The sequence below is a fragment of the Pedobacter sp. genome (genome assembly GCF_037719805.1).
GTDB lineage: Bacteria > Bacteroidota > Bacteroidia > Sphingobacteriales > Sphingobacteriaceae > Pedobacter.
In genome coordinates, this window is record NZ_JBBJLZ010000003.1 from 347,509 (window position 1) to 372,404 (window position 24,896).

Sequence of the window (24,896 nt, forward strand, 5' to 3'; positions counted from 1 at the left end):
ACTAATCAAATTGCTGTGTAGCCGCCACCAGAGATGATGTCATATACCCGGGTCCAACCGCATTACATCTGATCCCTTTCTGAGCATACTCAGCAGCGATATTCTTTGTTAATCCTACCACCGCATGTTTAGGAGCGATATATGCCGGGTAATTTGGCGCCGCTACTTGGTCATGGATGGACGCTATGTTCACAATTGAACCCGCTCCAGGAACTACGGATACTTTATCTTTTATTAATGACATAATAATTTAGGTTAGTATATATAGTAAACAACGGTACACCTGGTGTTATGTTTGTCAAAAATATGTGTTTTAACATCCACAAACTGAACGGTGTAAAGGTGTCGAAAATTAGTGCTGGATCTGATAAGTCTTTGAATTTTCATTTTTCTTTTGAAGACATAGCCGTTCCAATGACTCGTGTTACATTTGGAAAAAGATTCGAAAGTGAAGTTCAAAAGTATATTATTTAGAAGAAGCCTGATCGGGTCTTTTCTGACTTTTAGCATTGCCTTTTTCACTAGTCCTGCATTAGGTCATGCCCAGTCTACTGTTGCAAAGGGCACCGATTCTATAAGGAAAGATACGGTTCTCTTCCAATATGACGTAGCGGATTTTTTCAGAAGTACTTTTCGTCCTAATAAAACTGTTGATATCAAACGTGAACCATCTGGGGTGACTGTAATTCCTAATGTGGCTTATAATCCCAGTATTGGTGCGCAAATTGGTATCAAAGCTGTCGTTGGAAAGATTTTGGGAGAACAACCAAACACACTGATGTCCGTTGCAGCTACTGCAGCTTCGATTACAACCAAAGGGATCTTGTATTTTTACCTTAACCACAATGTTTACACGTCAGGAAACACTTACAATTTACAAGGTAGTTTAGTTGCTGCGAGAACAGTGACGCCGGATTTTGGATTAGGTATTGGTAATGCAGCTAATGGAAGCGCTACAGATTTGGCTTTGAGTAATCCCGATCGAAATGGCTACGTTCTTCATGCAGAATATTATAGTTTTAGAGAGAAAATCTACAAGCAGGTTTACAAGAACCTCTTTGCTGGTGCAGGTGCTTCGTTTGATATCAGAAGAAATATCGAAGATCGAACAACAGCTCATGAATTGACGCCTTATAATATTTATAATGACAGGTATGGTTTCGACAGGAGTCATTACCAGTCAAATGGCTTGCTTTTTAATCTCCAGTATACCACCAGAGATCATCAGAACAGAGCCTATAAAGGTATATATGCAGATGCTGGAATTCGGATCAATCAAACCTGGTTAGGTAGTTCCAAAAATGCGGTCCAGATCAACACAGACTTCAGGAAGTATTGGAGTTTAAGTGCAAAGAATCCGGAGCATGTCCTGGCTTTTTGGAACTGGGGCTCCTATTTGGTGAGTGGTGCGCTGCCCTATCTGGAATTACCTGGTACCGGGAAAGATGCTTACTCCAGAAGTGGCAGAGGCTATACTATCGGGTATTTCAAAGCACCACAATACTTTTATTCTGAACTCGAGCATCGTTTCCCGATAACCAGAAATCACTTTCTCAGCGGGGTTACTTTTGTCAACGTACAAACTGCGAATGATATGCAAGGGACTAAATTATTCGAAAGATGGCAGCCAGGTGCTGGGGCCGGATTGAGGGTATTGTTTAACAAGGACATTCGCACAAATTTGTGCCTGGATTACGCATTTGGGAAGTACGGCGCCAGAGGTTTCTTCTTAGGACTCGCTGAAGTATTTTGAGCTGGCTGCCAAAGTAATGGCTTCAATATTCTTAATCGTTACGCCAATATCGTATACATATTTGATAAAAGGATGTAAGATAACATGTTGCTAAAACACTAATTTTCCAAAACCAAATGTAATCATATGAAACGGAATGTATTAATCATTGCCCTGCTACTAGTACTAACTAACGCAGACGCTCAACAATATTCAAACTATGTTCCTTCTGCATCAAACCTGAAAGCTAGGGAGAAGTTTTTGGACATGAAGTTTGGCTTGTTTGTTCATTGGGGGGTATACAGTATTCTTGCAGATGGAGAGTGGATTATGAATACTCGAAAAATACCTTATTTCAATTACAAAAGACTTGCTGATTTTTTTAACCCTCAAGAATTCAACGCTAAGGAATGGGTTGCTCTAGCCAAAAACTCAGGCATGAAGTATATTACTGTTACATCCAGGCACCATGATGGCTTCAGTATGTTCAAAACCAAAGCTTCTCCTTACAATATTGTAGATGCAACACCGTATGAAAAGGATCCTTTAAAAGAACTTGCAGACGAGTGTGTTAAAGAAGGGATCGAACTTAGATTTTATTATTCATTACTGGACTGGGGTAGGGATGATTATGCTTATGGTAGTAAAATAACTAATGGTAAGCCCGAAAAAGGAGACTGGGATAGCTATATAAATTTTATGAAGACGCAGTTGACAGAATTAATCACTAATTATCCAAGCATAAAGGGAATTTGGTTCGATGGTGATTGGGAGCGTAAAGATGTCAACTGGCACTATAATGAGATTTATGCATTGATCCATAAATTAAACCCCGAGATCATGATTGGGAATAACCACCATCTTTCACCTAAAGCTGGTGAAGACTTTCAACTATTCGAAAAAGATCTCCCCGGAAGCAATACCGCTGGATTTAGTGCTGACGCGAAAATTGGTAGTATCCCACTGGAGACTTGTGAAACAATGAATGGAAGTTGGGGTTTCAATATCAATGACCGGAATTACAAGTCTGTAAAGCAACTTTTGCATTACCTGGTAAATGCTGCAGCTAAAAATGCCAACTTTCTCTTAAACGTAGGTCCGATGCCTAACGGAAAGATCCAACCGGAATTCACCGATACACTGCAAAAGATTGGAAAATGGATTAAAATTAATGGTGAAAGCATTTATGGCACACGAGGAAATGTTGTAGCGGCACAGCCCTGGGGCGTTGTGACGTCAACTGACAATACGTGGTATACGCACATACTTTCTTTACCGGACAATAGAAGCGTCACTATTCCTGTAGGATCAAAGAAAGTAAAATCAGCTACTTTACTGGATGGAGGAACGAAATTGAAGTTTAAGCAGGATAAAACTAACGTAATCATTAATCTGGCAGACGCATCTGCGGAAAGCCTGGATACCGTAGTAAAGTTGAATTTTTAAGATGGCAAACCTTAATCCTTGCCTTTTAATACTAAATTTAGGCGATGGAATACATAATCGGCATTGATATTGGAACCGGCAGTACGAAAGCTGTCGCGCTCAACTTAAAGGGGGAAACCATATCTGTGCATCAGAGTTATTATGAAACCAACTCTCCTCAGGCAGGCTTTAGTGAACAGGATCCAGAATTAATCTGGGATGCCTTCAAAACATGCCTGCTTGCAATTAATGACAAGCTTGGTTTGCCACCTCTTGCTATTTCGTTGAGCAGTGCAATGCATAGTCTGATTCTAACTGATAATGGCTCCAACTTGCTTTCTCAACTGATTACGTGGGCAGATTCAAGGAGTGCAATCATTGCCTCGCAAATCAGAAACTCCCCGATGGGTAAAAACCTATACGAACGTACAGGCACTCCCATACATGCCATGTCGCCTCTTTGTAAGATCATTTGGTATAAAGAAAATCAACCCGATGTATTCAGTAAGGCTCGTAAGTTTTTGTCCATCAAGGAATACATATGGTTTAAGCTTTTCGGCGAGTTTGTCGTCGACTATTCCATTGCTTCTTCTACAGGCCTCTTTGATATTATTAACCTTAACTGGGATTCAGAGGCGCTGCATTTGGCTGGGATTTCTTCTGAACAGCTATCAAGTCTTGTATCAACAAGATATATCCGGTCTGGAGGTGATCTGGAAGACGAAAGTCTTAAAATCTTCTCTTCAACTCAATTCGTTATTGGTGCAAGCGATGGTTGCCTGGCAAATCTGGGGAGCTTTGCAACAGCGCCTGGGATAGCTGCTTTGACAATTGGCACCAGCGGGGCTGTAAGGGTTGCTAGTCGAACGCCTATCATCCAATATGATACAATGACGTTTAATTATGTACTCGAAAAGAATTTTTTCATTTGTGGTGGTCCAATAAACAATGGTGGGTCTGCGGTTCAGTGGCTGCTTAAGAATGTATTACAGGAGTCGGAGCTGAATGAAGCTGTTTATCATCAATTATTTGAAAGTATAGATAAGGTACAAGCAGGTAGTGATGGTGTGTTATTCTTGCCCTATTTGTCAGGAGAGCGTGCCCCATTATGGGATTCGGAAAGTTGCGGAACTTTTTTTGGTCTGAGGCTTCAACATGATAGATCTCAATTATGCAGAGCGCTGTTGGAGGGAATATGCTTCACGCTGTATGATGTAATGCGTGTTGTAGAAAGTAATAGCGATCCTATTACCCAACTGAACATCAGTGGTGGTTTTGTGCAGTCTGAAGTCTGGGTGCAAATGCTGGCAGACATAACTGGTAAAAAGCTCGTTCTCATTCAAGATGAGGATGCGTCTGCTGTTGGAGCGGTCTTTCTTGCCGTAGATATCTTAAAGCTTAGTATGTCAAAGTCAAAAACCGATTTAAGGACGATTCTGCCTGACGCAGCTAAACATGATGCGTACCAAAAAATATTTCTCATATTTAAAGAGCTTTATCAGACTTTGAGTCCCCTTATGAAAAAGCTTCACCGTTTGAACGAATAAGAGATGTCTTTATTTATCGTGCTTTTAGGAATACTATTGTTGCTGGTGCTGATCGTAAAGAAGCTGAACCCAATGATAGCGCTGGTCATTGTAGCTATTGTAACCGGTTTATTGCTAGGAATGCCTGCAAACAAGGTAATGACTTCGATAAGTTCTGGTGTGGGAAGTACGCTGGGTAGTATGGTGCTGGTATTGGCACTTGGAGCTATGATGGGCAAGCTAATTGAAGATAGTGGATCTGCTAAAAAGATCGTTTTTATCCTGATCAAGGCTTTTGGGCAGCGAAACATTCAATGGGCTGTTTTGCTAACCGGTTTTTTAGTTGGAATCCCGTTATTTTATAATGCGGGATTTGTTGTACTGATTCCATTAGTGTTTGCGATTGCCTCGACAACTAAACTTCCCAAGCTTTATGTAGGCATCCCAATGGCTGCCGCACTTTCAGTTACTCACGGGTTTTTACCACCGCATCCAGGACCAGTGGCTTTGGCGGCTATTTTTCATGCAGATATGGGAAAGACGCTTCTTTATGGTTTAATGTTAAGCTTGCCCATTGCAATAGTTGCCGGTGTCCTCTTTCCAAGGATGATCATTAAGAGAGACCGGCAGGTATTCGATACGCCTTTTTTGATTCCAGACGACAGTTCGTTGCCTTCTGCGGTGAGTAGCTTTAGTTCTGCTTTATTGCCAGTTTTCATAATAATTTTAGGGACGATTGGTGGAGCGGTTTCTTTTGATTATCCACTCAAAAGTATCTTTGTTTTTTTAGCCGACCCAACGGTTGCTTTACTCATAGCAGTTGTGTTGACCATCTTTATACAGAAGTTGAAGATAACAGCAGCAATGGCTTCCTGCACGGAGGGGGTAAAAAGCATAGCAATGATCATCCTTATTATAGCTGCAGGCGGTGGCTTTAAACAAATTTTGATTGATAGTGGTGTTGGGAATACTGTTAAAGAATTAACATCCACATTGAACTTATCCCCTTTGCTACTGGCCTGGTTAATCACTGGAGCATTAAGAGTCACATTGGGTTCTGCAACTGTTGCCGCTTTGACAGCTTCTGGAATCGTACTACCCTTAATAGGAGTTGGGGCTTCTCCAGAGTTAATGGTATTGTCTGTTGGTGCAGGAAGTTTGCTGTTTTCTCATGTTAATGATACGGGTTTCTGGATGTTCAAGGAATATTTTCATCTTACGCTTAAAGAAACATTTAGCACCTGGTCTGCAATGGAAACGATTGTATCGGTTCTTGGCCTACTTGGAGTTCTATTACTAAATCAATTCTTATAATATAAATTCCAGATGATGTCCCTTATATCAATTTTTAAAAGACTAGCCATAGCGACTATTTTTATCCCCTCATTAGTGTTTGGACAAGCCGGCCAGGCAGAGGACCAGATCAACACTTTGATGAAAAAGTATCAAGCAGTTGGTTTGGGGGTTGCCGTTGTTAAGGATGGGGAGATTATTTACACCCATTCTTTTGGATTGAAGAACATAGAAAACACAACACCTTTATCCGATACGGATATATTCAGAATAGCGTCCATTTCGAAATCATTTTCAGCTACCTCAATATTTCAACTCATTGAGAAGGGAAAGCTTAAATTAACTGATGACTTCAGTAAGGTAGTTGGCTTTACGATAAGGAATCCAAAATTCCGGCAAACGGTTATCACCTTGAAAATGGTGATGTCCCATACCTCCAGCATTAATGACAGCGAGGGCTATTTCAATTTAGACGTGATTAATCCGGAGAAGAATCCGAATTGGGCGAAATGCTATAATGACTATGAACCTGGAAAAGGCTATCAATATTGCAACCTCAATTACAATATGATGGGGACAGTGATCGAGAAGCTTTCCGGTGAGCGTTTTGATAAATACGTCAAAAACCACATTCTGGAACCGCTAAAGCTTTACGGAGGATACTGGGTTGATGACCTGGACGCTAACAGGTTTGCCACGTTATATGAGTATAGTAGCGAGACTAAAGCATTCACTGCAGCACCTATGGCTTACAACCCAAGGACTGACGAAATTAAAAGCTATGTGATGGGTTATAGCACACCTATATTTTCTCCTACAGGAGGGATGAAGATATCTGCAACCGATCTTGCAAAGTACATGTCAATGCATATGTTCCAGGGGAATTATAAGGGTGTTAGAATAATTTCGAAGAAGAGTGCCAAGGTTATGCAAACTAAGATTTCCGAAGAAGAAGGATATGGACTCGCTATTCGGACGGTATCAGACTTGATTCCGGGTAAAATTATGAAGGGCCATACTGGTTCTGCTTATGGTTTATACAGCATGATGTTTTTTCACCCAAAAGAAAAGTTTGGCATTGTTGTAATCACTAACGGATGCAATCCACTTTATACCAATGGATACAACGAATTTTTAGCATCAGCTACAAATATTTTGTATGATAACTTTATAAAATAGTTGTATTTTAGTGTACCAACAGACCCGTGCGCTCACCACTCACCTGCAGCGTATGGTAGGCAGCTATATTGCTTCAGCCACGGCTTTTATAGTGGTTAATAATCACATTATGCCAGGAATAATCGCTTGGCTCTTACCTACAATAGTTCTTTCGCCGCTAATTGGGGTTTGGACAAAAAAATATATGGTTCGAATTTCAGAAGTCAAACAAACACCAATTACCTATGAAGAAGCCGTTAAATGGGACACTAATAAAAATTGCATGTCTGTTCGCCGTTGTTGTTCTTGGCTCGTTCAGAAGTAAGGAAATAACATGGATTGCGATAGGCGATTCCATTACCTACCTCAATGATCATCTTGCTGAAACGGGTGACAGAGTCACTAAAGGGTATATGACGAGAGTTAAGGAAGCGCTTCCAAACGTCAACTTTATTAATCAGGGACATAATGGCTGGACGTCTTCGGGTATAGCAAATGAAATCGACAAGCTGGGTATTGTCAAGGTGGATGTATATTCTGTTTTTTTGGGGACCAACGATTGGTGGTCTGGTATTCCTAAAGGTGAGCTGACGGATTATGAGAACAGCACGGGCAATAAAACCCTTTACGGATCTTTTCGGATTATCATAGATAGGCTGAAGAACCTAAATCCACATGCAGAAATTATTTTGATAACACCTATGCAGCGTACAGATTTTGTATATCTTCTGGACAAAACGAATCATGCGTGGGGATCGTATAAGGATAAAAGTGGTCAGTCTTTAGAAAGTTTCGCGAATGCAATTGTTAAGATAGGTGAAAAGGAGCACTTAAAAGTTATCGATCTATTTCATAAAAAAGGTATGGGTATTAAGGATCTTGTTGCCTACAAACGATTAAAAGACCCTTCAACCGGAGCTTATAAAAACTACTCCTATCCGGAGTATACAAAGATACCATTTTCGCCATCTGATGAATCCCTTATCCACAGTCAGCTGTGAAGATCACTTATGATGGTTTACACCCATCAGATGAAGGATATGACCTAATTTCGCAAGCCCTTGTTAAAGTGTTAAAAAATTTTTAAGGCAATTTTTTAAAGTTATATTTGTATAACTATGAAAAAGATAAAATATTTAATGCTGTTTGTTTGCTTCGCTGTATGTTTTTCGGCTTGTAAAAAGGACTATGGCTTCGAAGATTTTGATGTGGAAGGGCAGTTTAAGAAAGATACTACCGCGATTCGAGCTTTTGCTCTCGCGAATAACATCCCAGTGGTGAAAGACGCTCAGTATAATTTTTTTTACCAAATCATTGCACCAGGTTCTGGAGCTGAAGTGAATGCGTTAAGCAACATTTCAGTAATTTACGCTGGTAGGCTGCTGGATGGTACGACGTTTGACGCCAAGACCAGTGCGGTTACTTTTCCTTTAAGCAATGCAATAACAGGGTGGCAAGCCGGAATACCTTTGATCAAAAAAGGTGGAAAAATCAGGTTACTTCTGCCATCGTTTTATGGGTACGGCAACCAGGCTAGAGTTGGGATTCCTGCAAATTCCGTTCTTGATTTTACCGTTGAGCTTACTGACGTGAACTAGAACGATTAGCTACACATTATTTACTCCCATGGCGTAAAGAATAATATTTACGCCAAACTTGGTATTATCTTCGGTTAAGAATCTCTTGTTCCTGAAATCGTAATCCCACTCACAGCCGTAGTCTTTATTGCTGTATAGCACTGCTATTCTATTCTTTATAGAAAACGCTTTCAGATAGTCATGAACCAGATCGTCGCCCCAACCGTTTAGTTCAAATGATGTTGTAGGCGGACCTTTTTCAAACTTGAAGAACGACGAATAAATCTTGTGATTATTTGGGATTTTCTTCAGTGAATTAGGACCGAAAAGTTGGTCCATTTGTTTCTCAAATGATTTAGCGAACAGCCCGTCAATATCATGATTGCAATCGTCTACGAATACAAAGCCTCCATTATCAACGTATTTCTTAAAGTTTAAGGCCTCCTGATTGTTAAATTGAACAAGCTTATGTCCGCTTAAATAGCAGAATGGATACGAAAATATATCATTGCTCCCCAGTTCAATAATCTTTTCTACCGGGTTTAACGGTATTGTTGTGTATTCTAATAATGAGTTTAAGATGTTGGCAGGCATACGTTGGTCAGTGTCCCAATCACCCGAGCTATACTTTATACGTGCGAAAGTGAATTTTTCCTGTTCCATTCTTCTAAAATAGCTTCATTTTTTCTTACAAGCTAGTTTGGCGCCATTAAATCTTGTAATTTTTTCGATATTCTGAATGTCACCACCTTTTTTTAAGCTCATATCTCCTATATTGACATCATTATTCTTACTTAATTAAATCTGTTGTCTTGGAAATCTCAGAAACTAATGTCCAGAGCCTTGTTCAGAAGATATCACTACTGAAAAAGGAGATTAAAAAAGTTATTGTCGGTCAGGACATCATTATCGAAGAGATGTTAGTAGCATTGCTTGCTGGAGGCCATTGTTTGTTGGAGGGTGTGCCTGGTTTGGCGAAGACGCTAATGGTTAGAACGCTATCACAAGCATTAGATTTATCCTTTCGGAGGATTCAATTTACGCCTGATTTAATGCCATCAGATATTATAGGGACAGAGATTTTGGAGGAAGATCACGTTACAGGTAAACGATTTTTCAAATTCAATAAAGGCCCCTTATTCGCCAATATTGTTCTGGCTGATGAGATCAATAGAACGCCACCGAAGACTCAGTCTGCACTTTTGGAGGCAATGCAGGAGTTTGAGGTAACTTATGCAGGCCAAACTTACCCTCTTGATCGCCCTTTTTTTATTTTAGCTACCCAAAACCCCATTGAGCAGGCCGGAACCTATCCTTTGCCAGAGGCTCAACTTGATCGTTTTTTGTTGTACATAAAAATTGGATACCCTACCGCACAAGAAGAAGTCGCAATTCTAACCAGCACTACTGGTTTAAAGAAGGAAATAGTCAATCCGATAATCGGTGCCGAGGAAATTAAATATCTTCAAGGCTTAACCAGACAGGTGAGTATTAGTGAAGATTTAGTTCATTATGTTAGTGATATCATTAGAGCAACCAGACCCGATACTACTGGCATAAGCTTCGTAAAAGAATGGGTGCGTTGGGGTGCCGGACCGCGGGCTGGACAGGCCTTGATATTAACAGCAAAAGCTAGAGCCTTGATCTATGGAAGGTATTCGGTTGTGATGGAAGATCTTCATACTATGGCTTACCCAGTTCTAAGACATAGAATACTTATGAATTTTAAAGCAGACGCAGAGGAAGTAACTACGGATCATGTTACTTCGGAACTTTTGAAATTAGTCACAAGAAGTAAGGCTTTTAACTAATGAGTAAGCTACTGGATCCTAAGATTCTGATGGCAATAAAGGATTTGTCCATTGCGGCAAAAACGACTATTGACGGCTTTATGAGTGGTATTAATAAAAGTACTATAAAAGGTCAGGGGATGGAGTTCAGCCAATACCGAAGTTATCAGCCAGGAGATGATCTTAGATCTCTAGACTGGAAGATGTTTGCTCGTTCTGATCGCTACTACATTCGTGAATCAGAAATAGAAACAAGCGTTTCTATTCGATTTGTAATTGATGCAAGCGCGTCGATGGATCATCAGGATGGAAAGTTTACTAAGATAGATTACGCCAGGTACCTTGCAGCGTCGCTTGCTTATCTTGCAAATTTGCAGGGGGATGCGATTGGCTTATATGTGCTAAACGAAACGGGCATTTATTCGATGTCTCCAAAGTTGGACTACCAACATCTATCAAGAATTTTTTTCCAATTAGAGCAGATCAAACCAAAGGCTCGGTTTATAGCGCCAATTCATTATAAAGAGCTTTATGCCGGAAGTCAAAAGAAGGAATTGCTGGTTTTCATTACCGATATGTACCAGTCAGACCAGGAAATATTTACATTTCTGGATGCAGTAAACACACTTAAACATGAGGTTGTCGTTTTTCATCTCCTATCCGAAAATGAGCTTTCACTAAATTTTAAAGGATATACCACTTTCGAGGATATGGAGACTGGAAGTTCGATTCAGATAGATCAGGACAGTGCACGTGCTGCTTACCAGAACAATTTGCAGCTTTATCTTGATAGGATTCGTACTTCGATGTTAGATCGGAAAATATTTTATAGAATGTTACGAACAGACCTACCCTTAGACACTGCCTTGCGGGATTTTTTGAATCAAAGAAATAAATTAAAAGTTTAAACTGTGCAGTTACTGTCTCCCTTAGGTTTATTGGCACTGGTATCATTAGTTGTACCATTACTGATTCATCTATGGAATGTAAAGGAGGGAAAAAAGTTACGAATAGGAAGTATTGCCCTGCTCGGGGAAAGTTCCAAATTAAGTTCTAATAGTTTTAGAATTAAAGATTGGCTTCTTTTTGTTATTAGATGCTTATTGCTAATAATGCTTACGCTTACCATATGTGACCCATACTTTTCAGCCAAGAAGGATGGTCCAAAAGAAAAGGGGTGGGTTATGATTGCTGCGCCTCGTTTAAAACAAGTTTATACTACGAATAGAAAGACTATTGATTCGCTTTTAAATAAGGGATACAAGATTCACAATTTTGGATTTGGCTTTGATGAACTAAGCGTTGAAGATACTGTTAAACTGTTTAAGCCCGACACCCCCCTTATCCAACCAATTTCACTTGTAAAACAATTAAACTCTATACTTGGTAACGGTTTTCCGGTGGTTTTATACGCTGAGAAGACAGTTCAAACGATAAACGAGCCTTTACCTCCACTGAGAATCAGCTTGATCTGGAATTCTTCGGCTACAGCTGATCAGTCGAAGACGACCACGATTAAATATGGGGAAAGAATGTATTCGGCGAAGTTAAGCCCCTTCTATATCAGCTTTCAACGGCTACCTGGGGTAGACACCGGGGTTACTCATGTATCTATATTCCAGGAGTCAAATAGCCTTGACTCCAAGTACCTGGCATCGGCAGTTCAGTCTATCGCATCTTATAGAGGATTCAAAGTTGAGCTAAAATATGTAAGGAACGTTAGTCGACTCAGTGATGCAGACTTGATATTTTGGCTTTCGCCTGAAAACCTGTCCGATAAAATTATAGGGAGCTTTAAAAAGCAAGCCAGAATTTTCGCTTACGCTACCGGTAAAGTCGCTAGCCTTAACTCTTTTATTAGCCTGCAAGACGGAAGTCAAGTAAATGACGATCCCTCTTTGCATAAGCGCATTGTTGGCAATAACTATCTTGGTGCTACGATCTGGTCAGATTATCAGGGCACACCGCTGTTAACAAAGGAAAGCAAGGGAGGTCATGATTTGTATAAGTTGTATACCCGCTTTGACCGAAGCTGGACAAGTTTAGTTTGGCAAGACCAATTGGTTAGATCCCTGATTCCCATTGTTAGTCCGGAAGTTTCCGCCTACCAGAACTTTGGTTACGTAAATGTTTCTGGGGACCCGCGAATACTAGAAATTAAGATTCCTGAGCCCGGTAATGAGTATAGTAAAAAGTCTGATACGCAAATTTTAATTAAGGAACGTCTAAGTTTTCCTTTCTGGTTTTTTGCTTTCTTATTGTTTTGTTTAGAACGTTATCTGTCATTGATAAAGAGAAGGGAGGCAACAAATGAATAAACTGGTCTCAAATAAGCAATTACAACTAATTGAGAGCAGATGGCGGATCGCTCGGCTAATCGAATCTTGTTTGATCAGCCTTGCAATCTCAGTCGTTATTGTCGCTATTTGTATTTTTTTTGACAAATTGACGCCATACTGGGTGGGGCCATTGTTCTTGGTGATATTGCTTGTTTTGGCAATTGCAAACAACTTTTGGCAAATAAAAGATCAAAGAGTAATCAGGTTTCTTGATCATACATATCCTGTTTTAGAAGAAAGTTCTGGATTATTAATAAAGCCAGAGGACGAGCTAACTGGATTGGAGGTGCTTCAAAAAGGAAAAGTAGGTGTTCATTTAGAAGAGCTGAAAGTCCCCTTCTTCCCCAACAGAAATATTTATACGGCGGGTTGGTTATTTTGCTTTTCACTTCTGGTATACGCATTCCTATCGTTTGTTCCTTCTATACCTGCTTTTAGGGCTGAAACAACGGTTCAGATGGCGAAAAAAGAACCCCTAATAAACGATAATATCCCAAAAGTAGTTTCCAGTTTCAGGGTTGTTATTACCCCTCCCGCTTACACGAGAAGTCCGATTAAGTCACAAAAGCAACTGTCAATCAAAGTGGAATCAGGGTCTGTTGTCGACTGGAGAGTTGAGACAAGCCAGCCAGTTAAAAATATGAAATTCATTTTTAACAATAGTCAGGAGGTTGTTTTACGGACAACAGCTGCCTCCCCGAACGAATGGAAGCTAAAAAGAAAAATAACTGAACAAGGCTTTTATCAGATCGAAATAGATGGTGTTAAGTCAGACCTATATCAGATAGAAATTATCGCTGATCTTCCCGTCCGTATAAAAGTAAGTTCACCAAAGCAGCATACAACAATTGATGTAGGACAACCTCAAAAAGTAACTTTAAAGGTATCTCTGGTTGATGATTATGGGATTACTAACGCGTTTATTGCTGCGACGATGGCAAGTGGAAAAGGTGAAGGGGTCAGTTTTACCGAAAAGAAAGTAATGTTTGACTTCCGCTTTAAAAATCAAGTCAGTGCAGATTTGACTAAGGTAATTGATTTAAGGTCGTTAGGAATGAAGCCTGGTGATGAACTGTATTTTTATGTCAGCTCAACGGATAATAAGGATCAAACCAGTCGTTCTGACGTTTACTTTGTGTCCATTGTTGATACGACCGAGTTAATGAGTCTTGCAGGAATGAGTAACGGTGTTAATCTTGTTCCTGAATATTTCAGGAGCCAGCGTCAGATAATCATCGATACTGAAAAACTGCTTAAAGAGCAGTCAAGCATCCCTGATCAGCAATTCAAGGCAAGGAGTAACGAAATAGGTATAGACCAGAAACTCTTAAGATTAAGGTATGGTAAATTTTTAGGGGAGGAGTCTGATACGGAAATAGGTGCTGATCATGACCATAAAGATGGAGATCATGATGAAAAGGATCAGAGCGAACAAAAGTTTGGTGACGTGAAGGCGATCATGGATCAATATGCCCATAAGCATGATGTGGCAGAGGATGCTACCTTCTTTGAACCTGGACTTAAGATGCAGCTTAAAGCGGTGCTTACAGAAATGTGGGGATCTGAGCTTCGTCTAAGGACTTACAAGCCGCAGGATGCACTTCCGTATGAATATAAAGCGCTTCGGTTATTGAAGGATTTACAACAGAAATCAAGAGCTTATGTTGCTAAAACGACAGTTAAAACTTCGCAGTTGAAACTTGAAAAGCGGTTGTCCGGTGAGTTAGATAAGATTTTAAGTCCCGTTTTAAGCGAAAAATTAAAAGGCGGAGACGACCGGGAATTGATGCTTAGGCAGTCGCTTGCTATATTGGAGATTAAAAAATCTGGTTTACTTTTAAGCGAAAAGCATTTAGAAACCTTGAGAAGGGTTGGAGGCGAGCTTATAGTGTCTGCAAGCACTAACCCTGCAATGTTTTTACCAGCATTGAAAGGCCTTAGGAAATTAATGACCGGAAGCCCGCAAACCGACGGTGAAATTTCAACCTTGCAACATGCGATCATCAAGTTGATACAGAAGGATCTGGCCAAGCCTGTGAGGGGCGAAGGTGCGCCTGGTTCTTCTCTCTATAACAGTTATTATAAAAATCTAAAAAGGGGTGGGGAATGACGGACTATAAGCATTATGTAGTAATATTTTCCGGCGTATTTTTACTCGTTGTTCTCCTTCTGTTTGAGGCCAGGCGTTTGAATAAAGCTAATTTGCTATGGAGAATCATAGCAAATGTCGTCGCGGTGCTTAGCCTCGTTTTGTTAATCGTTCCCCTAAGCTATAAAGTGGAGACAGTGAGCGCTAAATCATTAAATATTTTTACGGAAGGCACCGACTCGGATGCTGTACCAAAGGCCTATAAAAGTGGATATGCGATACAAGCTATTCCTGATCTGTCTTATTTATTGAAAGGCAGGCCTGAAATTAAAAGCATTAATGTCTTCGGTTATGGGTTGAAAACGTCAGATCTTGAACAGACGAGTAGGTATGACTTTCATTACTATCCTACGAAGCCGAAAGGCTTAATCTCAGTGCACTGGAATACGAGAATTATATACACCAAGAAGCTAGTGCTACAGGGAACCTATGTGAATTCTTCTTCCCGAGAAGTTAGGCTGATACTTCGTGGTTTTGGTACTAACCTGGATTCCGTGCGAATTCCAGTAGGTAAGACGTTTAAGTTTTCGCTGAGTGGTATTCCAAAGCAGTCAGGTAAAGCAATCTTTGAACTTCAAGCCTTCTCACAAGAACAATTACTTACCCGGGAAATGGTCCCAATAGAAGTGGTTGAGTCAAAACCATTAAATATTTTGCTCCTGTCCTCTAATCCAGACTTTGAATACAAGTTCTTAAAGAACTGGCTTTTTGACGAAGGTCATTCGGTAATGCTTCGAAGTCGTATCAGCAGAAATGCGTTAAGTTTCGATTTCTTGAATGTGAAACCTTTGGATCTCAATAGGATCACCGGTCCTATGCTAAACAAAGTCGATGTTTTAATAGGTGATGAGACAGAATTTTTATTAATGAATAGCCAGGAGTCCAGACTTATTGAGCAGGCGGTGTCTGAAGGAATGGGTTTGCTTGTGCGAATTTCAGAAGGAGTGCAACCTAAGGGTGCCAATCTTACTACACAATTTTTGAGGTATGAGGTCCCTGGAATGAGCGACAAAGACGAGCAAAAACTCTTTTTGAAGTCTTCTAGTGCCAGTTTGCAAATTAGGAAAGATGAGTTGGGAAGAGTTTTAACTGAGCGTACTTTGCATGGAAGAGGGAATGTTGCGGGATCTGTGTTGTTAAATACTTACACCTGGTTACTTGCAGGTAAGGCCGCTATGTATAATGCCTACTGGTCTGGGGTAGTAGGCGATTTAGCACGGATAAAACCAAATAAAGTGCAATACGAAATATCTCCTCAAGTACCATTATCAGGAGAACCCATACGTATAGTAGTTAGGCAATCGAAGAATGATGTGCCAACCATAAAACTTAATGAAGAATTATTGGCACCACGGCAGAATGTGGCTTTACCTTTTGAGTGGGATGTAATCAGCTTGGCGGTGCAACATGGCTGGAATAAGATAGATATCAATGGGGAACAAGCATCTTTTTTTGTGTTTGACAAGGGCTCCTGGCAGGATCTGAAGAACAACAATACTTCTATTTTGAATGTTTCTGTTTCTAGCTTGTCTGAATCAATTAGTGATGTTAATGGAATTGCTAGAATGACTGATAAAAAACTGCCTTTATGGATATTTTTTATATCCTTTCTTTTTTCAGTTGGTTTTTTGTGGTTAGAACCGAAATTATTGCTTAGAAATCAGTAATGAAACTAAAATGTTATTAAAAGTTGTAGTATTCGATGCTATTAATTTTTAAATTGGGATTATTATTAACCGTCCTAAACTATACCACATTGAAAAGAAAAGACTTTCTGTATCTCTCCGGATTAGGTGCAGCAGCTTTGATCCTACCTGATCTTTCTGCTTTTGGCAATCCCATTGATCCCTTACAAGCTCTGGAAGGAGTTGATGTAAAAATAAAAAAGGAACTTGCTGATGTAGCGCTGAACGCTGCTAGAAGCAAAGGGGCAACCTATGCCGATATTCGCATTGGCCGTTATTTAAACCAATTTGTTTCAACACGTGAAAAAAGAGTTCAGGGTGTTGCAAATACAGAATCCTTTGGCGTTGGCATACGTGTGCTGGCTAATGGCTGTTGGGGTTTTGCAGCTTCGAATGTAGTTACAAAGGATGCTATCGCCAAGGCTGCCGAACAAGCGGTCGCTGTTGCCAAAGCCAATTCTAAAATTCAGGGTGAATCTGTTCAGTTGGCTCCCCAAAAGGGTTTCGGTGAAGTTAGCTGGAAAACACCTATTGAAATCAACGCATTTGAAGTTCCTGTAAAAGAAAAGGTAGATCTGCTTTTAAATGTAAATGACATCGCATTGCAAAACGGAGCTAGCTTTGTTAATTCAGTCATGTTTGCAGTTAATGAACAAAAGTATTTTGCATCCACGGACGGATCTTACATAGATCAGGATGTTCATCGGATTTACCCTTCGTTTGGAGTAACCAAAATCGACCGTGAATCTGGTAAATTCCAGACCAGATCATCATTAAGTTCGCCGATGGGCATGGGCTATGAATATATGAACGCCAGACCAGAAGACAGGGTGGCGGGCATTGTACCAAGATATAAAGGGCGTTATGACATGTTGGAAGACGTGAAGTTTGCCGCTCTTAATGCCAGTGAAAAAGTAAAGGCTAAATCGGTGGAACCAGGAAAATACGATCTTGTATTAGATCCATCGCATTTGTGGCTTACTATCCATGAGTCTGTTGGTCATCCGACCGAACTAGACCGCGTATTGGGTTACGAAGCCAATTATGCGGGTACAAGCTTCCTTACACTGGATAAATGGAAGAGCAAAAACTTTAAGTTTGGTAGCGATAAAGTCAATGTCATTGCCGACAAAACACAAGTTAATTCTTTGGGCGCTGTAGGATATGATGACGAAGGCGTTAAGTGTAAGAAGTGGGACATTATCAAAGACGGCATCCTGGTAAACTACCAGGCGATACGGGATCAGGCGCATATTATTGGGTTGACGGAATCTCAGGGGTGCTGTTATTCTCAAGGTTGGGATGACGTTCAGTTTCAGCGCATGCCAAATATCTCTTTAGAGGCGGGAAAAGAAAAGTTAAGTGTCGATGACATGATTAAGAACGTAGAGAAAGGTATTTACATCATTGGAAACGGCAGTTTTTCTATTGATCAGCAGCGCTATAACTTCCAGTTCGGTGGACAAACTTACTATGAGATAAAAAACGGTAAGATTGTCGGTATGTTGAATGATGTCGCCTACCAATCTAATACACAGGAATTTTGGAACTCATGTTCCGCAATTTGCGATGAAAGTGATTATCGTCTAGGTGGATCATTTAATGATGGTAAAGGTCAGCCTGCGCAAAGCAGTGCTGTTTCACATGGTAGTGCTACTACTCGTTTCAATGGAGTAAATGTTATTAACACAGCTAGAAAAATCTAATATGGCCATATTAAGTAAAGAAGAAGCGCAGGTAATTTTAAAGAAAGTATTAGGTTATTCTAAAGCCGATTCTTGTGAAATCAATTTAACGGGATCCGATGGTGGCAACATTAGATATGCCAGGAATGCCGTTTCAACTGCCGGACAAATAAGTGTAATGAACCTTTCGGTAAGTTCAACCTTTGGAAAAAAGACGGGTTCGGCGAGCATTAATGAATTTGATGATGTTTCCTTGCAGAAAGTGGTTAAAAGGGCCGAAGAGCTCGCCATGCTTGCTCCTGAAAATCCTGAATTTATGCCGCTATTGGGTCAGCAAACTTTTATAGAGACACCTACATACAATGAGAAGACCGCTGCTATAACCCCTGATACCCGTGCGGAAATGGTTGGCAAAAGCTTACAAATTTCTAAAGCGGCCAATTTAGAGGCAGCTGGATTTTTAGAAAATTCTACTCGTTTCAACGCGGTTATGAATTCAAAGAACCTATTTGCATACAATAAAAGTACGGACGTATCATTTTCCGTAACGATTCGAAATAAAGAAGGGACTGGTTCTGGCTACGTTGAACAAAGTTTCAACGACCTGGATAAAATGGACACGTTAGCACTTAGTAAAATTGCTGCTTCAAAAGCAACTGGTTCTGCATCGGCCAAAGCAATAGAGCCAGGTAAGTATACTGTTATTCTTGAACCTTTAGCTGCAAGTGATATGCTTGGCAACATGTTTAGAGGCTTTGATGCAAGAAGTGCGGACGAGGGTAGAAGCTTTATGAGTAAGAAAGGCGGAGGAACGCGAATAGGAGAGCAACTCTTCTCGGAAAATGTCAATATTTATTCCGATCCTGTAAATCCAGAACTACCTTCGGCTGCATGGAATGGCGATGGACTAGCGGTAAAACGGACCCAATGGGTAGAAAAAGGAGTGGTTAAGAATCTGTCTTACTCCAGATATTGGGCTGAGCAAAAAGGAGTGCAACCCCTTCCTTTTAATCGCAGCATTGTTGTTGAAGGTGGCACTCAGTCTTTAGAGGAGTTAATCAAGAGCACCGAAAGAGGGATTCTTGTTACGAGATTCTGGTACATCAGATCTGTCGATCCTCAGACATTATTGCTAACGGGCTTGACTAGAGACGGCACATTTTACATTGAAAATGGAGAAATCAAATTTCCTGTTAAGAATTTCCGATTCAATGAAAGTCCGGTAATAATGCTTAATAACGTTGAAGCATTAGGTAAGCCTGTCAGAACTGGGAGCGGAATGATTCCTCCTATGAAGATCAGAGATTTCACCTTTACATCGCTCTCTGATGCAGTTTAAAACTACAGCGATGGCAAACTGCCATCGCTTTTTTACTAAATACTATTAAGGTGAGAAGAAGAGATTTTCTATATATAAGTGGTATGGGTGTGGGCGCTGCCGTACTGAACACGACTTCAGTTCTTGGCAGGCAAATAAGTGTGGAAGAATTGCTTATTCCGGTTGATGTTCAACTCAAAAAGAAGATGGCGGATATTGCATTGAACGCTGCAAGGTCTAAAGGCGCTGCCTATGTTGATGTTCGAATCGGAAGATACTTAAACCAGGTAATTTCCACCAGGGAAGCGCAAGTTCAAAACATAGGAAATTCAGAATCCTACGGGCTCGGTGTTAGGGTAATAGCAAACGGTAGTTGGGGCTTTGCAGCTACAAACGATTTGAGTACCGATAGTATTGCAAAGGCAGCAGAGACTGCGGTTGCGATTGCAAAAGGAAATTCTAAATTGATGTTGGAGCCGGTGAAACTTGCCGCTCAAAAAGGTTTTGGTGAAGTAAATTGGAGGACCCCAATTGAGAGAAATGCTTTTGAAGTTCCAATAAAAGAGAAGGTTGATCTACTACTAAACGTCAATAACGAAGCGATTAAGTTAGGAGCAAAATATGTAAACTCGAGTATATTTATGGTCAATGAGCAGAAATACTTTGCCTCAACTGATGGTTCTTATATTGATCAGGACATCCACCGCATCTGGCCTAACTTTACGGTCACAAAGATAGATGCCCTCGGTGGTAAATTTGAAACCAGAAACGCACTAAGTGCGCCAATGGGTATGGGTTTTGAATATCTTACACCTAAAGAAGAAGAAAAGATCAAAGGTGGGCCTGTCACTTTATACAAAAAGCGTTACGATATCCTCGAGGATGTAAGAGAAGCTACAGCACACGTTGACGAAAAACTAAAAGCAAAGCCAGTAATGCCCGGTAAGTGGGACCTTATTTTGGACCCTTCTCATCTATTTCTTACCATACATGAGTCTGTAGGGCATACAACGGAATTAGATAGGGTACTGGGCTATGAAGCAAACTATGCGGGCACTAGTTTCTTAACGTTAGATAAATGGCAAAGCAAGAAGTTTAACTTTGGTAGCAAGCTCGTAAATGTCATAGCTGATAAGACAGAAACAGGTTCTTTAGGTGCAGTCGGTTATGATGATGAGGGTGTAAAGTGTGGGAAATGGGATCTAATTAAAAATGGTGTGCTTGTAAATTATCAAACAATCAGAGATCAGGCGCACATCATTGGATTAACTGAATCCCAGGGTTGTTGTTACGCAGACAGCTGGGATAGCATTCAATTTCAAAGAATGCCAAATGTTTCCCTGGCCCCGGGAAATGACGCTTTAACAGCAGCAGACATGGTTAAAGACGTCGAAAGGGGCATATACATGTTCGGACGTAATTCTTATTCTATAGATCAGCAACGTTATAATTTTCAGTTCAGCGGACAGCTGGCCTACGAGGTAAAAGAAGGGAAGATAGTGGGAATGGTAAAAGATGCGTCTTATCAGTCAAATACGCAGGAGTTCTGGAATTCCTGCACTCAACTTTGCGGTCAATCTGATTATCGACTTGGCGGAACCTTTTCTGATGGTAAAGGACAGCCCGGACAGGTAAGTGCGGTTTCTCATGGTTCTGCAACAACCCGCTTCAATGGAGTAAGCGTGATAAATACAGGCAGGAAATTATAGTTTCCTATTCACGTTTATTGATTTAAAAAATCATTTTTTTAAGCCACTTCTTGTTTTACTAATGTAAAATGTCTTATTATTAGGAATATTTTTAGGGTATGAGTACAATAGAGCTGAATAATTACCAAAATGTTCCAAATACGTGGGATGAAATGTATATTTCGGATAATAATCTTCGAGAACAGTATCATAAGATTATCAGTTATCTTGAAAAAGAATCTGCGAATGATTTGAATAAAAAGGAAGAGCTTGCAAAGAGTCTTTTTATGAGCCAGGGTATCACATTTACAGTGTATGACAGTGGCGAAGGTATTGAGAAGATCTTTCCTTTCGATATTATTCCGCGGGTGATTACCTCAACTGAATGGTCATTTATAGAAAAAGGGATTAAGCAAAGGCTGAAAGCGCTTAACTTGTTTTTAAAGGATGTTTACAGTACCCAGTTCATCATTAAAGATGGTGTTATTCCTGCATCCTTAATCTACTCGTGTCCTCATTTTCTGAGGGAAATGTATCAACTAAAGGTGCCTCATGATATTTATACCCATATTGCAGGGATAGATTTGATCAGAGATTTTGATGGTACGTTCTACGTTCTCGAAGATAATCTAAGAACGCCTTCCGGTGTAAGCTATATGTTGGAGAATCGGGAGATCACTAAACGATTGTTCCCAGATCTGATTCCTCAATGTAAGGTAAGAAGCGTAACAGAGTATCCATCGATACTTTATAAAAATCTACTTTCTCTTTCTCCAAGAGCAGTATCAAATCCTACAATAGTATTGCTGAGCCCGGGAATGTATAACTCTGCTTATTATGAGCATACGACACTGGCAAGGTTAATGGGAGTAGAACTGGTAGAAGGACGAGATTTAGTGGTTCGTGATCACAAAGTGTTTATGAAAACTACTACTGGCCTGCAACAGGTAGATGTGATATACCGCAGGGTGGATGATGACTTTATTGATCCATTGGTGTTTAATCCATCGAGTGTTTTAGGCGTGGCAGGTTTGATGAGTGCTTACAGGAAAGGTAACGTTGCGATCATAAATGCTGTTGGTAATGGCGTAGCTGATGATAAAGCCGTTTACAGTTATGTTCCTGACATGATCAAATATTATTTAAATGAAGAGCCATTGCTTAAGAACGTACCGACCTTTGGTTTAGATAGTCCTGATGAACAGGCTTATGTTTTTGAAAACATTAATAAAATGGTGATCAAGAAGACCAATGGAAGCGGAGGGTATGGGATGTTGATGGGTCATGCGGCAACAGAAGAAGAGATTGACGAATATAAAATCGAAATATTGAAAGATCCAAGGAACTTCATTGCCCAGCCTACGATCAGTCTGTCAAGCGCCCCATGCTACATGAATGGCAAGCTTCAACCCAGAAGGGTAGATTTAAGGCCATATGCTTTATATGGGCCAGATGGCATTTCTATTGTTCCTGGGGGTTTAACCCGTGTGGCATTAAAGGAAGGTTCACTGGTTGTAAACAGTTCTCAGGGTGGCGGGAGTAAGGATACCTGGGTTTTATCGTCTTAAAATAAAAAATATGTTAAGTAGAGTTGCCTCAAGTTTATATTGGTTGAGTCGTTACGTTGAACGTAGTGATGGTATTTTAAGGATGATTAAGATTAATTATGCTTCTTCTCAGGATACAATTCAGGAGTTTACCTGGAACCCCGTTATCAGGTTATTTAGCGGCGGAGATGAAGAGGATATATCACGGATCAAGACCGATAGCAGATCGGTAATCGAGTATTTATTGTTCAGTCGCAACAACCCAAATTCAATTCTGAATATAATTACATTGGCCCGGGAAAATGCAAGGAGCGTTCAGGAGCATATCGCGAAAGACCTTTGGCAGTGTTTGAATGACTACTACCATACCGTCAAAGATCCAAAGCTATTATGGTATGTACAAAAAGATGATCCGCTTACAGCGCTGGATATCCTCGTCAAACAAGTAATGCTTTATTATGGTACCGCAGATAGTACAATGGAGCGTGGCGAAATCAGGAGCTTTATGAGTATCGGCAAATATCTGGAGCGCAGTATTCAGTCCATTGATATTTTAGACACCAAATTTAACTCGGTCAGCTCAGATCCCGACTTGCTTACAGATACTTCTTATTGGAAGCATTTACTCTTATCCCTTGGCGGTTACGAGTTGTATTTGAAGTCTTATAGGGAAGGATTTACTGCCGACAACATCCTCGAATTGGTTATGCTAAACCGGGATTTCCCCCGGTCGGCAATTTATGCAGTTCATAATATCCAAAGATATTTTGTCCGTTTGAAAAGTGACAAAAACATTCAACACTATAATAACCTTTCCTTTAACATTGGTAGGTTGACGAGTACTGTGACCTACAATTCCGTTAATGCAATGAAGTCTGAGGGCCTGCACAACTATCTGCTAAAAATACGCAATGAGCTCTACGGAATAGCCAATTTGCTTGATGTATATTATTTTGCCAAATCCTAATCATATGCCTGTATTTAAAATAAAGCACATTACCAATTACAAATACGAAACACCTGTTAGGGACAGTGCAAATCAAATCATCTTGTTCCCTATCAAGGATGAATTTCAAAAAGTAATTCTGCATGACCTGAACATTTCAAATACGCCGGATGTAGACATTTTTTTAGATTATTACGGAAATGAGGTTGGCGTTTTTACGCAAACTGAGCCACATACACAATTGAAAATATATTCGAAGATCTATGTGGAGACATCAGCAAGACCGCTACCTCAAGACGATATTTTTTTATCGGAGCAATGGGGAATGCTGGATATGATCAGCGGCGAGGTCCAGTTTCTTGACTATTTAAAGCAAAGCCAATTTGAAAGTGCTGAACTATTGCTGAATGCCTGTAAAGATATGCGCAGCAATGAAGATACACCATACAAGCTGGCCGTAAAGTTTTGTAATTATGTGTTCTCAAATTTTGATTATATCAAAGGAGTAACTACTGTAGATTCAACCATTGAAGAGATTATTGGACTAAAGGCAGGCGTTTGTCAGGATTTTGCCCATTTGTTAACGACGATGCTGCGGTTTGCCGGTATACCTGCAAGATACGTTAGCGGTTACATTTGTCCGAATAAAGATGGGATGCGGGGCGAAGGGGCGACACATGCATGGGCAGAAGCATATCTGCCTGACTACGGATGGCTCGGTTTAGACCCAACTAATAATTGTATTGCGAATGAAAAGCATGTCAGACTCGCTGTTGGTAGAGATTTTAGCGACTGTTCACCTGTAAAAGGGGTTTATAAGGGTGGTTTAAGTCACGTTCTCGAAGTAAATGTATCAGTTGGTTACGGTCTTGAAGATGAAGATTTTGATACAGACACTTATGTTCAACCAAAAGAAGTAAATTATAATAAACCAAGCGTAAATATGCCTATAAAGAATAGCTATCAGCGTTATATGGATGCTATTTCTGAGCAACAACAGCAACAGCAGCAGCAACAATAAGAGCGAACAACCTGCTT

The 24,896-nt window shown here is 40.3% G+C and carries 20 protein-coding genes; 18 read left to right on the forward strand and 2 right to left on the reverse strand.

The genetic code is table 11. From position 1 onward, the window contains the following. Position 1: 1 nt before the first annotated feature. Positions 2 to 244 carry an SDR family oxidoreductase gene (locus WKF66_RS11230; protein WP_489674543.1) on the reverse strand — a complete coding sequence of 81 codons (243 nt, stop codon included), beginning with the start codon at positions 242 to 244 and terminating at the stop codon, positions 2 to 4. A 186-nt stretch (positions 245 to 430) separates the two neighbouring features. On the opposite strand from WKF66_RS11230, the gene WKF66_RS11235 reads away from it, so the two are divergent. The 7 genes from WKF66_RS11235 to WKF66_RS11265 all read left to right on the forward strand — a co-directional run bounded on the left by WKF66_RS11235 (position 431) and on the right by WKF66_RS11265 (position 8,732). Next, positions 431 to 1,753 carry a BamA/TamA family outer membrane protein gene (locus tag WKF66_RS11235; protein WP_489674544.1) on the forward strand — a complete coding sequence of 441 codons (1,323 nt, stop codon included), beginning with the start codon at positions 431 to 433 and terminating at the stop codon, positions 1,751 to 1,753. 126 nt (positions 1,754 to 1,879) lie between these two features. Further along, on the forward strand, positions 1,880 to 3,178 hold the full coding sequence (locus WKF66_RS11240; protein WP_489674545.1) for an alpha-L-fucosidase: 1,299 nt from the start codon (positions 1,880 to 1,882) through the stop codon (positions 3,176 to 3,178). Between the two features lie 44 nt (positions 3,179 to 3,222). Further along, the gene (locus WKF66_RS11245) at positions 3,223 to 4,704 is read left to right on the forward strand and encodes a gluconokinase (RefSeq protein WP_489674546.1); all 1,482 of its coding nucleotides are present in this window, start codon (positions 3,223 to 3,225) and stop codon (positions 4,702 to 4,704) included. 3 nt (positions 4,705 to 4,707) lie between these two features. Continuing rightward, entirely contained in the window at positions 4,708 to 5,997 is a 1,290-nt protein-coding gene (locus tag WKF66_RS11250) for a GntT/GntP/DsdX family permease (RefSeq protein WP_489674547.1), read from the forward strand. Positions 5,998 to 6,009: 12 nt separating this feature from the next. Beyond that, positions 6,010 to 7,155: a serine hydrolase domain-containing protein gene (locus tag WKF66_RS11255; protein WP_489674548.1), complete on the forward strand. Its 1,146-nt coding sequence runs from the start codon at positions 6,010 to 6,012 to the stop codon at positions 7,153 to 7,155. A 224-nt stretch (positions 7,156 to 7,379) separates the two neighbouring features. Continuing rightward, positions 7,380 to 8,135, forward strand: coding sequence for an SGNH/GDSL hydrolase family protein (locus tag WKF66_RS11260; protein WP_489674549.1), 756 nt, complete (start codon positions 7,380 to 7,382; stop codon positions 8,133 to 8,135). 117 nt (positions 8,136 to 8,252) lie between these two features. Then, positions 8,253 to 8,732 carry an FKBP-type peptidyl-prolyl cis-trans isomerase gene (locus WKF66_RS11265; protein ID WP_489674550.1) on the forward strand — a complete coding sequence of 160 codons (480 nt, stop codon included), beginning with the start codon at positions 8,253 to 8,255 and terminating at the stop codon, positions 8,730 to 8,732. A gap of 9 nt (positions 8,733 to 8,741) precedes the next feature. On the opposite strand, the gene WKF66_RS11270 is transcribed toward WKF66_RS11265, so the two are convergent. Continuing rightward, positions 8,742 to 9,374, reverse strand: coding sequence for a DUF4159 domain-containing protein (locus WKF66_RS11270; RefSeq protein WP_489674551.1), 633 nt, complete (start codon positions 9,372 to 9,374; stop codon positions 8,742 to 8,744). Positions 9,375 to 9,523: 149 nt separating this feature from the next. Between WKF66_RS11270 and WKF66_RS11275 the strand changes: the two genes are divergently transcribed. The 11 genes from WKF66_RS11275 (at position 9,524) to WKF66_RS11325 (ending at position 24,879) form a co-directional block, all read left to right on the forward strand. Further along, positions 9,524 to 10,522: an AAA family ATPase gene (locus WKF66_RS11275; protein WP_489674552.1), complete on the forward strand. Its 999-nt coding sequence runs from the start codon at positions 9,524 to 9,526 to the stop codon at positions 10,520 to 10,522. Beyond that, the gene (locus tag WKF66_RS11280; RefSeq protein ID WP_489674553.1) at positions 10,522 to 11,409 is read left to right on the forward strand and encodes a DUF58 domain-containing protein; all 888 of its coding nucleotides are present in this window, start codon (positions 10,522 to 10,524) and stop codon (positions 11,407 to 11,409) included. The genes WKF66_RS11275 and WKF66_RS11280 overlap by 1 nt, the downstream gene beginning before the upstream one ends. A 3-nt stretch (positions 11,410 to 11,412) precedes the next feature. Continuing rightward, on the forward strand, positions 11,413 to 12,819 hold the full coding sequence (locus WKF66_RS11285) for a BatA domain-containing protein (protein WP_489674554.1): 1,407 nt from the start codon (positions 11,413 to 11,415) through the stop codon (positions 12,817 to 12,819). Next, a complete protein-coding gene (locus WKF66_RS11290) occupies positions 12,812 to 14,950 on the forward strand; it encodes a hypothetical protein (protein ID WP_489674555.1) in 2,139 nt (712 codons plus the stop codon). Before WKF66_RS11285 ends, WKF66_RS11290 begins: the two co-directional genes overlap by 8 nt. Further along, positions 14,947 to 16,656 carry a hypothetical protein gene (locus WKF66_RS11295; RefSeq protein ID WP_489674556.1) on the forward strand — a complete coding sequence of 570 codons (1,710 nt, stop codon included), beginning with the start codon at positions 14,947 to 14,949 and terminating at the stop codon, positions 16,654 to 16,656. Before WKF66_RS11290 ends, WKF66_RS11295 begins: the two co-directional genes overlap by 4 nt. 89 nt (positions 16,657 to 16,745) lie before the next feature. Then, complete coding sequence (locus WKF66_RS11300) at positions 16,746 to 18,380, forward strand: TldD/PmbA family protein (protein WP_489674557.1); 1,635 nt, start codon at positions 16,746 to 16,748, stop codon at positions 18,378 to 18,380. 1 nt (position 18,381) lies between these two features. After that, positions 18,382 to 19,698, forward strand: coding sequence for a TldD/PmbA family protein (locus WKF66_RS11305; protein ID WP_489674558.1), 1,317 nt, complete (start codon positions 18,382 to 18,384; stop codon positions 19,696 to 19,698). 50 nt (positions 19,699 to 19,748) lie between these two features. Further along, positions 19,749 to 21,386 carry a TldD/PmbA family protein gene (locus WKF66_RS11310; protein ID WP_489674559.1) on the forward strand — a complete coding sequence of 546 codons (1,638 nt, stop codon included), beginning with the start codon at positions 19,749 to 19,751 and terminating at the stop codon, positions 21,384 to 21,386. Between the two features lie 98 nt (positions 21,387 to 21,484). Next, positions 21,485 to 22,933, forward strand: a complete 1,449-nt coding sequence (locus tag WKF66_RS11315; protein ID WP_489674560.1) for a circularly permuted type 2 ATP-grasp protein — start codon at positions 21,485 to 21,487, stop codon at positions 22,931 to 22,933. A gap of 10 nt (positions 22,934 to 22,943) precedes the next feature. Further along, a complete protein-coding gene (locus WKF66_RS11320; protein WP_489674561.1) occupies positions 22,944 to 23,879 on the forward strand; it encodes an alpha-E domain-containing protein in 936 nt (311 codons plus the stop codon). Between the two features lie 4 nt (positions 23,880 to 23,883). Beyond that, positions 23,884 to 24,879, forward strand: a complete 996-nt coding sequence (locus tag WKF66_RS11325; RefSeq protein ID WP_489674562.1) for a transglutaminase family protein — start codon at positions 23,884 to 23,886, stop codon at positions 24,877 to 24,879. Positions 24,880 to 24,896: the final 17 nt, after the last annotated feature.